Source organism: Paenibacillus sp. FSL H7-0350, from assembly GCF_038593195.1.
GTDB lineage: Bacteria > Bacillota > Bacilli > Paenibacillales > Paenibacillaceae > Paenibacillus_AQ.
On record NZ_CP151972.1, the window covers coordinates 3,090,586 to 3,104,175 of the forward strand.

Annotated in this window: 11 protein-coding genes; 6 read left to right on the forward strand and 5 right to left on the reverse strand. The window is 54.2% G+C overall.

The window, feature by feature from the left end; genetic code table 11:
* Positions 1–288 precede the first annotated feature (288 nt).
* From ylbJ to NYE24_RS14130, 4 genes are all read left to right on the forward strand, one after another.
* Positions 289–1,560, forward strand: coding sequence for a sporulation integral membrane protein YlbJ (ylbJ, locus tag NYE24_RS14115; RefSeq protein ID WP_342478931.1), 1,272 nt, complete (start codon positions 289–291; stop codon positions 1,558–1,560).
* Between the two features lie 132 nt (positions 1,561–1,692).
* Positions 1,693–2,490, forward strand: a complete 798-nt coding sequence (locus tag NYE24_RS14120; RefSeq protein ID WP_036701738.1) for an NAD kinase — start codon at positions 1,693–1,695, stop codon at positions 2,488–2,490.
* A gap of 241 nt (positions 2,491–2,731) precedes the next feature.
* A complete protein-coding gene (locus NYE24_RS14125) occupies positions 2,732–3,910 on the forward strand; it encodes a stalk domain-containing protein (RefSeq protein ID WP_342478932.1) in 1,179 nt (392 codons plus the stop codon).
* 34 nt (positions 3,911–3,944) lie between these two features.
* Positions 3,945–5,396, forward strand: coding sequence for a S41 family peptidase (locus NYE24_RS14130; RefSeq protein WP_342478933.1), 1,452 nt, complete (start codon positions 3,945–3,947; stop codon positions 5,394–5,396).
* 236 nt (positions 5,397–5,632) lie between these two features.
* Here the strand turns inward: NYE24_RS14130 and NYE24_RS14135 are convergent, their stop codons facing one another.
* The gene (locus NYE24_RS14135) at positions 5,633–6,370 is read right to left on the reverse strand and encodes a YutD family protein (protein WP_084649106.1); all 738 of its coding nucleotides are present in this window, start codon (positions 6,368–6,370) and stop codon (positions 5,633–5,635) included.
* Between the two features lie 446 nt (positions 6,371–6,816).
* Entirely contained in the window at positions 6,817–7,722 is a 906-nt protein-coding gene (lipA, locus tag NYE24_RS14140) for a lipoyl synthase (protein ID WP_036701741.1), read from the reverse strand.
* A gap of 230 nt (positions 7,723–7,952) precedes the next feature.
* Between lipA and NYE24_RS14145 the strand changes: the two genes are divergently transcribed.
* A complete protein-coding gene (locus NYE24_RS14145; protein ID WP_036701743.1) occupies positions 7,953–9,062 on the forward strand; it encodes a M23 family metallopeptidase in 1,110 nt (369 codons plus the stop codon).
* Between the two features lie 59 nt (positions 9,063–9,121).
* Here the strand turns inward: NYE24_RS14145 and NYE24_RS14150 are convergent, their stop codons facing one another.
* Positions 9,122–10,822 carry an alpha amylase N-terminal ig-like domain-containing protein gene (locus NYE24_RS14150; RefSeq protein WP_342478934.1) on the reverse strand — a complete coding sequence of 567 codons (1,701 nt, stop codon included), beginning with the start codon at positions 10,820–10,822 and terminating at the stop codon, positions 9,122–9,124.
* Positions 10,823–10,938: 116 nt separating this feature from the next.
* On the opposite strand from NYE24_RS14150, the gene NYE24_RS14155 reads away from it, so the two are divergent.
* The gene (locus tag NYE24_RS14155; RefSeq protein ID WP_342478935.1) at positions 10,939–11,967 is read left to right on the forward strand and encodes a LacI family DNA-binding transcriptional regulator; all 1,029 of its coding nucleotides are present in this window, start codon (positions 10,939–10,941) and stop codon (positions 11,965–11,967) included.
* A gap of 179 nt (positions 11,968–12,146) precedes the next feature.
* Here the strand turns inward: NYE24_RS14155 and NYE24_RS14160 are convergent, their stop codons facing one another.
* Complete coding sequence (locus NYE24_RS14160) at positions 12,147–12,851, reverse strand: alpha/beta fold hydrolase (protein ID WP_342478936.1); 705 nt, start codon at positions 12,849–12,851, stop codon at positions 12,147–12,149.
* Positions 12,852–12,993: 142 nt separating this feature from the next.
* A complete protein-coding gene (locus NYE24_RS14165) occupies positions 12,994–13,572 on the reverse strand; it encodes a hypothetical protein (RefSeq protein ID WP_342478937.1) in 579 nt (192 codons plus the stop codon).
* Positions 13,573–13,590: the final 18 nt, after the last annotated feature.

The window sequence follows — 13,590 nt, forward strand, 5'->3', positions numbered from 1 at the left end:
TCAGCGCTCGTAAGCTAATCAGTATGTTCTAAAATCTTCATCGCCAGGCGGGACAAGGGAGACCCGGATCACATATACAAAAGCACAAACGAGCACTCCGGCAACTACACTCATCACCATCACTCCATCCCTGAAAATCTAACTCAACAAGATATGCATTAATTAAGTTTATAATACCATAATTTCAGTGAAAAAGCACCGGTAAATGTAACCGTTTTCTTCGTTTTTTTGTGCTGTTTGTCCAACTTTCGGCATACAACTAAGCATAGAACTGGAGGCGAGAAACCGATGACTCTGAACAAAATCGCAAGCCCGCTGCTCGGGATCGTGCTGGCGGGCTGTATGCTGCTGATGCTGGTGCATCCCGCAAGTTCTCTGGATGCGGCGCTGCGCGGGCTCGCTGTCTGGTGGGATGTGCTGTTTCCCTCACTGTTTCCGTTCTTCGTCATCTCTGAAATTATGCTGGGCTTCGGCATTGTCCATCTGTTCGGCGCACTGCTTGATCCGCTGATGCGCCCGCTCTTCAATATACCCGGCAGCGGCGGCTTCGCCCTAGCTATGGGATATGTATCAGGATACCCTGTCGGCGCGAAATTAACCGCCAAGCTGCGCGAGCAGGGAATGATTAGCAGAATTGAGGGCGAGCGGCTCGTCGCCTTCACGACCTCCTCGGACCCGATTTTTCTGCTGGGCGCGGTCTCTGTGGGCTTCTTTCATGACGCTTCTCTGGGGCTTGTGCTTGCCCTTGCCCATTACGGGGGAGGACTCATCGTAGGTCTGCTGATGTCCTTCCATGGCCGGGGCAGGCAGGAAGAAGCAGCTACGACCCTCCCCCTCCCTCATTCAGGCAGTTCTTCTGCGTCTCCGGAAGGACAAGGCCCCGGAAGGTTGCGGGCTGCACTGAACGCGATGGCACATGCGCGCCGGGCAGACGGCAGAAGTCTCGGCGAGTTACTGAAAAGTGCCATCACCTCCTCGCTCCAGCTCATCATCGTTGTCGGCGGCCTGGTTGTCTTCTTCAATGTGCTGATGGAGCTGCTCGCCCGCTCCGGTGTAATGTCCGCCCTGTTCAGCATGACCGGACGGCTGCTGTCGCTGGCCGGCTTCCCGCCTGAGCTCTCCGCCGCCCTGGTCAGCGGCTTATTCGAAGTGACGCTTGGTGCCAGGTCGGCGGGTGAAGCTGCCGGAGGCGTTCCGCTGCAGTTCAAGGCTGCTGCGGCAGCGTTCATTCTCTCCTGGGGCGGCTTGTCGGTTCATGCGCAGGTCGCCAGTATCCTGAACGGTACCGGACTGCGCTATCTCCCGTTCATGGCCGCCCGCCTGGTGCATGCCCTACTCTCTGCAGTTCTGCTTCTCCTGCTCTGGAAGCCGGTAGTCAGCTCGGGCCTGGCTGGTCAGTGGTCCGCTCTACCCGCCGCCTCCGGGTTGGCCGCTCCAGAGGTAGCCCTGCTCAGCAGCATCAGCCTACTCTGTCTTCTGCTCACAGTCATGCTGGCCCTGTCGCTGGTGGTCTTCCTGTTGGGGAAGCTGTGGCGGCAACCCTATGCACGCCGCAGATAGTTCAATATGTCATGGCTCTGCCGCTGCAGCACTGCAGCGGATTCCGGCTTTTCACAGTGCTAATATTGTGTTCCGGTTCAAGATTGATTATGATCGGTGTATGACTGAATTAGACAAAGGAGCCTGTACATCTTGAGATATTATGTTCTGGACCGCGGAGATGAATTATCCATCCAACTAGCGGAGCAATTTCACAAGCTGGCGCAAGGCCGGAATCTGGAGCTGGATGCCAAGTCACCCGAAATCGTGATCTCTATTGGCGGTGACGGCACGATGCTGCACGCTTTTCATACGTTTATCGATCAGATCCCGAACCTCGCTTTTGTTGGCGTGCATACCGGCCATTTGGGCTTCTATGCGGACTGGCAGGCCGAAGAGCTGCCGTCCCTGATTGATTATATGTGCGGAGAGGTTGGGCCGCATAAACCCCGTATCGTACAGTACCCGCTGCTCGAACTGGAAATACATAAGAAATCCGGCTCCAGCAAGCACATTGCCCTGAATGAATTCACCCTTAAGGGGGTGGACGGGACGGTTGTGATCCAGGTGGATATTAATGATGTGACCTTTGAGATGTTCCGCGGGGACGGCCTGTGTGTATCCACACCTTCCGGCAGTACTGCTTATAACAAAAGTCTGGGAGGCGCTATGGTGCACCCCTCGATCGAGGCGCTGCAGATTGCTGAAATTGCCTCCATTAATAACCGGGTATTCCGGACCATGGGATCGCCGCTGCTGCTGCCTAAGCATCATCACTGCGATATCTTCTCGCGCAAGGATCAGCGCCTGCTGCTGACCATTGACCATAATAATATTCCGGTGGATGATCTGATTTCGGTACGTGCTCAGGTCGCGGACCACAAAATCAGCTTCGCCCGTTACCGCCCCTTCCCCTTCTGGAACCGAGTCAGGGAAGCCTTCTTAGTCTAATCTGATCCCTGATTCTCATGGACAAGCGAGGATGGCATTGCGCCCTTCCGGGGACAGTACGCATCCCACTGGATACCCTTATATAAAGCCGGAGATGCCCCCGATCTCCGGTTTTATCATGCCGGCTGACAGGAACTCTATTGAGCCTAGCAGCATCCCGCAGAATAAATAGACAGACGGAATTTCCAAATGGTATAATGGTTCTATTTTACAAAGTTTTCTATTTGAAGGAGCGAATCTATTGAAGAAATTAGTATCCCTGCTAGGCATCAGCCTGCTGGCCCTTGTGCTCGCGGTTCCCGCTTTTGCCGCAGACAAACCCATTAAGGTGTATATTAACGGCAGTAACCTTGCCTTCACAGCAGGGACTCCTTATCTTAAGAATAATACGGTGCTTGTGCCTTTCCGGGTTGTATTTGAGAAGCTCGGTCTGAAGGTGCTGTGGGACTCCAAGACGGGCACGGTAACCGGCACGGGAACAGGCCTTACTATCAGCCTTAAGGTAGGCAGCAAGCGGGCCAGCGTCAACGGAACCGTCAAGCAGCTTACAGTTGCTCCTGTCTCTAACGCCGGGACCACTTACATACCCTTACGCTTCATTGCCGAAGCCACCGGGGGCACAGCAATCTGGGATTCGTCCAGCCGCAGCGTGAAGATCACCGTATCGCCGTCTTCCGCCTCCAGTGAGCAGGAGATCAAGGCAATTATTCAATTAGCTAACCAATATTATAATGAAGAGAAGGCCAGCAGCTTCTATTCGCTTGTCGATGCAGGGGCAGACCAAACGGAAGCTCTAAGCGATATGAATTCCCAGTTCGAGCTATATGACATCAAGAACACGATCGAGAGTCTTAAAGTGCTCAGTCTAACGGGCAACGAAGCTACAGTCCATTCTGTCGAAAAAGCAGTACGGACCGGCGGGTATTATACACCGGATGAGCAGTACGAATACTTATATACGCTGGTCCGTCAAAACGGCGCCTGGAGGATCTCTGCTATGGATCTGCAGGAATCCTCCGTGCTGCTGACGCGCGAACAAGGTATGAAGCCCGCTGTGCTTCCACAGGGTGATCAGACCGGAATTAAGGATACGCTCAGCAAATACTACCAAGGTATGAATGCCCGCAATGCAGATGCAGTCCTTGCCGTGATGACCTCGTACGATAAGGAGGAGGATGACTCTTACAAAGAGGAGCTGCGTGATTATTTCGAAACCTATGATCTAAGCTATGCGGTATCTTCCTCCAATGTCTTCTATTACACGGACTATGAAGCCGCAGTCTATACGGAAGTGGTCATTACGGACGGTGAATCGAAGGAGACCTATACCCAGTCTCTGATCCTCCTGCTCTCGAAGCCGGAGAGCGGTGGCTGGACAATCGACACCACTTACCATATCGGCTTCGACGCGCAGTCCTAAATTCAAAAATTCATCTAAAGGATGTCATGAACTCATGAAATCAGCCAAAATCGTTACCGCACTCTTAAGCGGCTGTCTGGCGCTATCCATCGCCTGGGCCCCTGCTGCTTCAGCGGCAGACACTGCTGCCTCTAAGGAAGCGGCGCAAGCCTCGAAGACGGAGATCATCAATGAAATTATGCAATATCTGGAGTATTACAATGTCGAAGACGTGGACCAGGATACACTTATCCGCGGTGCGATTGACGGTATGGTCAATACACTGGACGATCCTTACAGCCAATACTTTACGAAGGAGGAGGCTGCGGAGTTTGGTCATCAGGTTGATCTGGAATATGTCGGCATCGGTGTCCGGCTGATGTATACGTCCAAAGAGCTATACATTGAAGAGGTCATGAGCGGTTCCCCGGCTGAGGCCGCGGGACTAAAGCGCGGCGACTCCATTCTCAAGATCAATGGGGTGCGGGTGGCTGAGACGAATGGCGATGAGCTGAGCGGCAAAGCGGGCACGAAGGTCTCTCTGCTGATTCAGAGAAACGGGGCTAACAAATCCTATACGGTAACCCGCAGTGAAATTGCTACAAGCTCCGTGACCAGCAAGATGCTTAGCTCCAAAATTGCTTATATCTCCATCAACGGGTTCACCCAGACGGCCGATGAGGAATTCTCCGCAGCACTGGACAAAATGCGTTCAGGCGGCATGAAATCACTGGTTCTTGATCTGCGAGATAATACGGGCGGTTACATGGACAGCGCTCAGAATATCGTCTCCAAGTTCATGGATGCCGGCATTATGATGTACACCTCCGACCAGACCGGTACACTGAAGCCGGTCGCAATTACAAACGGCAGCAAAATCGGCGTGCCTGTGGTCGTATTGACCAATGAATATACGGCCAGCGCCTCCGAAGCCTTGACCGGTGCACTTCGTGACAATAAGCTGGCTACAGTTGTAGGCACACGCTCTTACGGAAAGGCACGGATTCAGAGCCTGATTCCTATGTCCGGCGGCGGCGAGCTGAAGCTGACCACCATGAAGTATCTGACTCCGAACAAGGAGGACTTCAACCATATCGGACTTGCGCCTGATATCGAGGTCAAGGGCAAAACCGCCCAGTTGATTACCGCTCTGCAAATCGCCGGGATGAAGGAGATTGTCGCCTCTGGAGACCATCATATTCTTGATATCAACGGCATCGCTTTTGCCGGAAATGTAGGTCTGATCAAACAGGGCGATAAGGTGTACGCCGCTTCTCGTATATTGTCTGCTCTTGTGGAGAATGAAGTCTCCTGGGATGCCAAGAACAAAAAGGTGCTGCTGACCACCGGTGCCGGTAACGTATCCGGGTTCTCACTGGCTTCCAAAGAGGCGCTGTACCAGGACGGTGAGACCTTCATCGAACTGAATGCCTTCAAGAATAAGTTCCCTGCGCTCGTATGGAGCTACAATGCTTCACTGAAACAGCTGAAATTAGCTGTGAAATAGAGTTAGCCCGCTTACGCGGCAGGAATCCCACTTATCCGTTAGGATGGGTGGGATTCCTGCATGCGGGCCATACGCCTGCGCGCCAGCACAATGTATGCTGTTTTTCGCATACATTCAGAGTACACGCTATTCACGTCAGCTCCTAATAGAAAAAGCCCCTTCAGCCAATGCTGAAGAGGCTTTTTGAGTTACATTGAGAAACCGAGGGGTACAGGCTGTCCCCCATGGCTATCGTTCTAGTTGTCCTGCTTGCTCTGGTTATTGTCTGGTCTGTCCTGCTTGTTCTGGTTGTTATCAGGTCTGTTCTGGTTGTCCTGCTTCTCCGGTCTATCCTGCTTATTCTGGTTCGCCTGCTTGTTAGGCCGGTTGGAATGATTGTCTTTGTGTTCTCTGTTCTGCTTGCTATTATTCGGCTGGCCTTGCTGGCCTCTGCCCTGGAACTCTTTATGATTCTTCTTGCCCTGGCCTTCTTTGTTGCGGTGATTCCGGCTCTGATGCTCACGCACCGGTCTGTCCTTGGTTGCATGCTCCCGGCCCGAGCCGCCTGAGGCATCTCTGTCCCGGCCTGTACCCTTCGCCTGCGAATCCCGGTGTTCTTTTATACTTACAACCGGTTCATCCTCCTGCTCCAGATCATCATCTAACCCGGGCTCTGGTACTTCCTTGATCAGAATATCCTTGAAGGTTCCCTCTTGCGGGGACTCCTTCAGCTTATGCAGCACAAAGTACGCACAGCCAAAGTTACAGTATTCGTTAATATAATCCACCATGCCTGAGATGGCCGTGTCCCGGTTCACTTTAGGGTGATTATCCCGGTAAAAGCCTTTGAGGCGCAATTGGCTGTAGCCCCAGTCTCCGATTATATAATCGTACCGGTCCAGCACTTCGCTGTATCTTCCGCGAAAAGCCTCCGGGTTCCAGCCGTCCTTATGATCGAGCATCAGCTCGTAACCTTTTCCACCTATAACGATCAAGCGTGTGTCGCCTGCCTTTCAATAATATCTGGGGGGGGCGCGTTGATAAGCCGTCATTCCGCGGGATTTTGAATTTCCGGCCGCTGTTGTGTTCTGATTTCCTCCATTTAACCGCTAAGCGGTTGAAATCAGAACACAAAGGCGGACGCTGCCGCTCCTACAATTTCAAAATCCCTCTCCATGACTCCATCAACGCGAAAGGGGGTGCAACCGCCACCCAAGAACCTCGCCGCTATTGCGGCATTGGTTCTTTCAGCCTTTCAAACCCCTTTTAAAACCTCTTAAAACCTCTTAAAACCGAAAACCTTAAAGCTTAAAACCTAAACCTTTTAAACCTAAAAAACTGCCTGTGACTTCGTCATGCGGGGAATTTGCACAGCAAATTCTAATAAAGAACCAAGGCTTCGGCAATTGCGTAGTATGGCGCTACGCTGGCGGTTGGTTATCTATGCCTGTGAAACAGCACGCGCCTCACGGGCCACGGCAGCAGACTTCACCTGCTCATGGGCACGGTAAGAGCTGCGCACCAGCGGGCCGGCCTCCACATGGCTGAAGCCGCGCTTCAGGCCCTCTTCCTTCAGCACCGCGAACTCCTCGGGCGGATAGTATTTCTCCACATTCAGATGCTTCGGCGAAGGCTGAAGATATTGTCCTAATGTCAATATATCACAATCCACGGCTCTAAGGTCATCCATCGCTTGCAGAATCTCATCCCACTCTTCACCGACGCCAAGCATAATGCTCGATTTGGTCGGAATCTCCGGCTTCATCTCCTTGGCCCGGCGCAGCAGCTCCAGGGAACGGCGGTATTTGGCCCGTGCCCGGACACGGTCTGACATCCGTTCCACAGTCTCAATATTGTGGTTCAGGATATCCGGACGGCTGTTCATCACGGTCTCCAGGCTCTCGCGGTCTCCCAGAAAATCAGGAATCAGCACTTCAATGCTGCATAGAGGAAGGCGCTTACGGATCGCAGACACAGTCTCGGCAAAAATCGCCGCCCCCCCATCCTTCAGATCATCGCGGGCGACGCTTGTAACCACACAATGCTTAAGCTGCATGCCTTCGGCAGCCTCTGCCACACGTTCCGGCTCCAGCAGGTCCAGCTCGGTCGGCAGGCCTGTATTCACCGCACAGAAGCGGCAAGCGCGCGTACAGATATCCCCCAGAATCATGAAGGTCGCCGTGCGGTTAGCCCAGCATTCATAAATATTCGGGCAGCGTGCTTCCTCGCATACGGTATGTAACGTCTTCGAGCGCATCATACCCTTGATTTCCTGATATTCCTCACCGGTGGTTAACTTGATTTTGATCCAGTCTGGCTTGGGCTGTTTGGCTGTTCGATTAGTCAAAGTGATGAGACCCCGCTTTCGATCTGAATGTCAATGTCATTTTTACAGTCAAAAGTTGCTGCCTCATATTATAGCATGTGAAGTAGGCGTTTGCCTGTTTTTGTGAACCTTGGAGCGGTCATGGATAAAAAAAGTCCTTTTGCTTCAATCTATAGAAAAGCACCTGACCCGGGTGCCGCTTCCGCAAACATATATGCAATTCATGCGCCCAAACGCAGGAGGATGAGATCATGCTGGCCTTATTAAAGAGCCCCTACACCCGCAGAACCTTGATGTGCATGTCTGCCGCCGCCCTGCTCTGGAGCGGTAGTCCTGCCGAAAGTGCTCAAGCTGCCCGTTATCATAAAATTCCCGAACTGAGCTCGGGCAGTCCTGCTCCCGCAGACAGCAAAGAGACTGCCGCAGCTGAGCGCAAGCAGCTCTTTGAGCAGATGGGCGCGGCAACCGGCATTCCCTGGTACCGCTTCGCTGCCATCGATCAGTACGAACGGTCCATCGCCAGGAAGAGCAAAAAAACAACCGCCGCAGAAAACCCTTCTGCAGCGGCTAAGTCACGGCTTACCGGAATTATGATTCCGGCGCCCGTATGGTCCGGTCCGCTGAACCCGGATCAGGACGATAAGCAGCCGGATTCGATCCGCTTCTTCGGCGGCTTCGGACTGGACGGCTCAGGGGACGGCATCGCCGATCCCGAGAGCGATGCCGATGTGCTCTACAGCATGGCCAGCCACTTGCTCAAGTACGGGGATTCCGCTACGGACTTCAATATTGGGATCTGGGAGTACTATCACAACGGGCGGGCCGCCCAGCGCGTCTCCCAGTTCGCCAAGCTATATGAGCATTTCGGACGGCTGGACCTGTCCGGCAGTGCATTTCCGCTGCCGATAGGGAACAATTATGCCTACCGCAGCACCTGGGGAACCGGCCGGAGCTGGGGCGGAGCGCGCATCCACGAAGGCACGGATCTGTTCGCGCCGCATGGCTTGACGGTGCGCAGCACCTGCTTCGGCATTGTTGAGACCAAGGGCTGGAACCGCTACGGCGGATGGCGCATCGGTATCCGCGATATCGAGAACCGCTACCATTATTATGCCCACCTGATGGGGTATGAGAAGTCCCTGCTGCGAGGGGATATTGTCACTCCGGGACAGACCATCGGCTGGGTCGGCAGCTCCGGCTACGGCAGTCCGGGCACACAGGGCAAGTTCCCGCCCCACCTGCATTATGGCATCTACCGTGACCGCGGCATTACCGAATGGGCCTTCGATCCTTACCCGCTGCTCAAGCAATGGGAGAACAAGGAATTCCGGCTGCTGCGACAAAACAAAAAGAAGAAATAACACCTGCATGCTGCGCACCCAGATTCCGTTTCGCTTTTGCCCGGGACAGAGGTTACAGGTTAGTGCAGCATCAGACAGCCAAACGGCTCGATGTCGACTAGAATTTTGCTTGAGCTGCGGAGGGTGAGTCCGCTTAACAGCTCTGTCAGCACTTTGGTGTCCGAACGGTAGGCGGGCAGCTCCAGATGGTAGCGGTTGGGGGAATTATTGATAATCAGCCCCATCCGATCCTGCCCGCTGCGCCGGACATAGCCAAGGATACCCCGTGTCTCATCTGTGAACCAGGGGCGGAAGGCTCCTCGTCGCAGCACCTCATGCTCTGTTCTCAGGGAAATCAGCCGCTTATACCATTCCAGCAGTCCGGTTTGCTGATCCTGCTCCTCCCAGAGCATCGGCCGCCGGCAATGCGGGTCCGTAGCACCTTCCATTCCAACCTCATCCCCGTAATATATCATCGGCAGCCCAATATAAGTCATCTGGAAAAAGACAGCCAGCCGCATCCGGCTCATCGCCGTAGTCTCCCGGTCCCAGCCCCGGCCCCCCTCCTTACAGGCAGTCAGGAAGCGCAGCGTATCGTGGCTGCCCAGCAGCTGGAACATCGCCGAGTTGGCCTGATCATTGTACAAGGCCTCCTGATGCAGCAGCTGTTCCATGAACCGGGCCGGCCCCGCAGACTGCGCTGCAAAAAACTCCAACACCGCATCCCGCAGCAGGTAATTCATGCCGCCGTCGAACTGGTCTCCCCGCAGCCAAGGCCCGGAAGCATGCATAATCTCGCCGATTAGCAGCAGGTCCGGGAACTCCGCCTTCAGCTCCCGCCGCAGTCTTGTCCAGAAGGCCGGAGTCACCTCGTTGGCCACATCCAGCCTCCAGCCGTCAATTCCCGCTTCCCGCACCCAATACCTGGCTACGTCCATCATATAATCTGCTACCTCGGGATGATCCATATTCAGCTTCGGCATACTCGTCTCTGCCTTGGCGAAGGTCTCATAGCCGGGAGCCGGCGTAGTAGTGACCGGGAAGGAATGGATGAAGAACCAGTCCTTGTAGCGCGAGGCCTCCCCATGCTCCAGAACATCCCGGAAGGCAAAGAAGGTATCGCCGGAATGGTTAAAGACCGCATCCAGCAGAACCCTCATCCCCAGCCGGTGTGCAGTCCCGACCAGCATCCTCAGATCCTCAAGCGTCCCGAATCCAGGGTCTACCTTATAGTAATCCGAAGTATTGTACTTATGCCCGGAAGGCGAATCAAAGATAGGCGTCATATAAATAGCAGTTACGCCAAGCTGCTGCAAATATGTAAGCTTGTCAGTAATGCCTTGAAGCTTCCCCTGATGGTAGCTCTCGGGATAAATCTGGTAGACTACTGCACCTGAACTCCAGGCAGGCAGCGCGATGGCGTGCGGGCGGTGAATATAGGCATATTGAAAAGCACCCGCCTGCTCCCTGTTCTCTGAGCTTCCCCGCTCCCCATACCACATGTATTCGCCTGCGGGATTCCCGATGTGGAACAGATACCGGCATTTGCCCGTCTCGGCCGGGACCAGGGCTTCATGTATGTCATACGCTCCGGCACAGCCAACCCGCTCCATCTCCTGCGGAAGCTCATGGCCGGGTGAATCATAACGGTCAGCGTGGACAACCGTGCAGGACAAGGACTGTCCGCTCTGCACGAATAGTCTGAGTTTGAGCAGGCGGGGGCCTGCCGGGAAGGCGAAGGGGTCCTCCGCTGTGTGATATACGAATAACCGGGTAAGCATACTGTATAGTCTCCTTTTATGCCGCGTAGAGCAGCCTGAGCAACTGTGTTATTATGACAGGTAGAACAAAGTTCGCCATTAGGGCGTAACACACCGTAAGGACGGGAGGGAAAGCTATGAAAGTTACTATTAAGGATATCGCCCAGGCAGCGGGTGTCGCTAAATCCACTGTATCCAAGGTGATGAACGACTCTCCCAAAATATCCGAGGAAACGAAGGCCCGGGTCCGGGACATCATCAAGCAGATGAACTATACCCCGAGCAGCATCGCCACCGGACTTGCCAGACAGAGCAGCAATACGATAGCTATCCTGATAGATATGTCCAAGGAAAGCGAGTTTCTCAATCAGTTCTTTTATAACATTATCGGCGGGGTGGAGAGCATCATTGGTCCTCTGAAATATGAGCTGACTATTGCCAATATCCAGCATGACCAAGCGGAGGGACACTTCCTGCAGAGGCTGGTGCTGAATAAGCGGGTGGACGGCATTATTGCCAACACTTCTGTGCTGACTCCTGATCTGTGTGCGGAGCTGAACCGGCTTCAGTTCCCCTATATCTCCATCGGTGAGATCAACGCTCCGGGAATCTGGGTCGATTGCGATAATGAGCTGGGCGGATTCATGCTGACCCGGCATCTGCTGGACCAGGGCTACCCGTCTGTGGCCTTCATCGGCGGCGAGAAGGATGAGCCGCTCTTCCTGCGCCGTGCAGCCGGCTATCAGCGGGCACTCGGTGAGGCGGGAATGGCTGTGCACAGCGGCTGGATCATCAATGGCCGGGCGGTTGAGGAGGATGGCTACCAGGCGGCCATGCAGCTGCTGCAGAGTGCAAGTCCCCCCGCCTCCATCGTCTGCATGAGCAACTTCTCTGCTTATGGTGTACTGCAGGCGGCCCGTGAATTGAATATCTCTATTCCTTCACAGCTGGGCATTGCCACGTTCGATGAATATCCCTTGTCTCCCTATACCACTCCTCCGCTGACTTCACTCGATATGGATACCTTCCAGCTCGGCGCATCCGCAGGACGGCTATTGATGGACAAACTGGATAACAAAGAAGTTGCCGTGAGCGGACAACTGCTGGAGCCGGAGTTGATTCCCCGGTTATCTTCCAAACGAAGCGGCGGGGCTGCTGCGGAATAACTAACAGAATCACGAAATAACGGAATAGTAGAATAGTAGGAGGAAGGTACTCATCCCTTTTTAGGGGAAACCGGTTTCCCTGAGTTGAAAATACCATGCCCCCTCCTCAATGTCAACGTATAATCATAGAAGCAGCGACTGACAGAAGAACCCTTTCCAGCATTGGAAGGGTTCTTGGCTTATCCGGACTCGCCCGAGCGGCGGATGAACCGGAGCACTTCATCCATCATAGCGGGACTCTCGCCGCTGTGGCAGACCATATGCCCGCTTTGCTCCATAATCAGCACCTGTGTGCGTTCCGAGGGAATCGTCTGCCGGAGATAGTCCGCACTTTTGAATCTCACCAGATGATCCCGCCTGCCCTGTACAATCAAGGTCGGCACCTCCAGCTGCGGATAGACCTCGAAGCTCTCACGAACCAGCCGCTGGAACTCCCGCGTGGCCCTCATGGGTGTAGAGCCCCATTTGCTGAGATAATTCCGCAGCATCTCCGGGCGGACCAGCGTACGCAGAATCTCTGGCGGGTTGAGCGGATACACCGGGGTAGACAACAAGGTGAGCGACTGAATCCTGGAAGAATTCTGAACAGACAGCCGCGATGCAATCAGCGCTCCGGTAGAGAAGCCGATCAGATGTACTTTTTCGGAGCTTGAGAATAGCTGGTTCAGTTCCTCCTCGGCGCTTAGCTGCCAGTCCCCCCGGCTTGAATGGAGCAGCTCCCTTCTGCTGCCTCCATGTCCATGCAAGGTAAACATTCTGGACACATAGCCGCTGCGCTCCAGAAACTGTGCAAGCGGAGAAATCTCGTATTCACCTCCGGTGAAGCCGTGTATAAACAGACAGCTCTCCATGCTTCCTCCTCCCCAATCCTCTAATTCATCCATTTATAGAAAAATAAACCTTAACTGCCCTGAAGTCAAGTGTGCACGGCTCCGGCGTCCTATAAGCGACAGTACCGTTTCAGCGAGAGGTAGAAGGATAATGTCTAGCGTGTAACATCTATTGAGGTGCTGAAGCACCGGCCTGCTATCTCTCCCACCAGTTCAGGCTTAATGCAGATATAATCGTCCCGACTGCTGCGCTTGAGGAGCTTACGCTGATGCTGATGACATTGTTTGGAGGGACGATAATGCTGCCGGTAAAAGCCGGGCTGAACACTCCCGGCGCAATCTGATAGCTCGCCAGCACGCTGCCCCCGGAAATAGCTGCTGTGGAGGACTGGACGCTCATGCTGCTTGCTGCCGAGCTGGCCAGATTATTATTCACCGGAGTCACCGTGGACGGCGAAGAAATCGTCCCTCCTTTGACAATGGTAAAGCTGCCTGAGATCGAGGTCAGCACCGAGGTGCCGCCGATACTGCCGCTGATCCGGGACAGATACAAGGTCCGGCCGCTGCCCGCAGGATTACTGATCCGGACTGAAATGACTGCCGAGAGAAGCGACAGCACAATCGTTGCCGAGTTCGAGGCATTCGCCGAGAATAATACGGCTGCCTGCGAAGCGCTGATCTCCGGCGGGGCGCTGATCTCCGGGGCACGGAAGGTGTTCGTCATTTCCACATAGACCGGCTGGTCATTGTCATTGATTACGTAGTTATTGGGCATGGTTCATCCTCTCCCCTT

What these genes read in the sequence shown, in the direction of transcription:
- ylbJ (WP_342478931.1), top strand. Translation starts at nt 289, where the DNA reads ATGACTCTGAACAAAATCGCAAGCCCGCTGCTCGGGATCGTGCTGGCG.
- NYE24_RS14130 (WP_342478933.1), top strand. Translation starts at nt 3,945, where the DNA reads ATGAAATCAGCCAAAATCGTTACCGCACTCTTAAGCGGCTGTCTGGCG.
- NYE24_RS14155 (WP_342478935.1), top strand. Translation starts at nt 10,939, where the DNA reads ATGAAAGTTACTATTAAGGATATCGCCCAGGCAGCGGGTGTCGCTAAA.
- NYE24_RS14150 (WP_342478934.1), bottom strand. Translation starts at nt 10,822, where the DNA reads ATGCTTACCCGGTTATTCGTATATCACACAGCGGAGGACCCCTTCGCC.
- NYE24_RS14160 (WP_342478936.1), bottom strand. Translation starts at nt 12,851, where the DNA reads ATGGATGAATTAGAGGATTGGGGAGGAGGAAGCATGGAGAGCTGTCTG.
- NYE24_RS14145 (WP_036701743.1), top strand. Translation starts at nt 7,953, where the DNA reads ATGCTGGCCTTATTAAAGAGCCCCTACACCCGCAGAACCTTGATGTGC.
- NYE24_RS14165 (WP_342478937.1), bottom strand. Translation starts at nt 13,572, where the DNA reads ATGCCCAATAACTACGTAATCAATGACAATGACCAGCCGGTCTATGTG.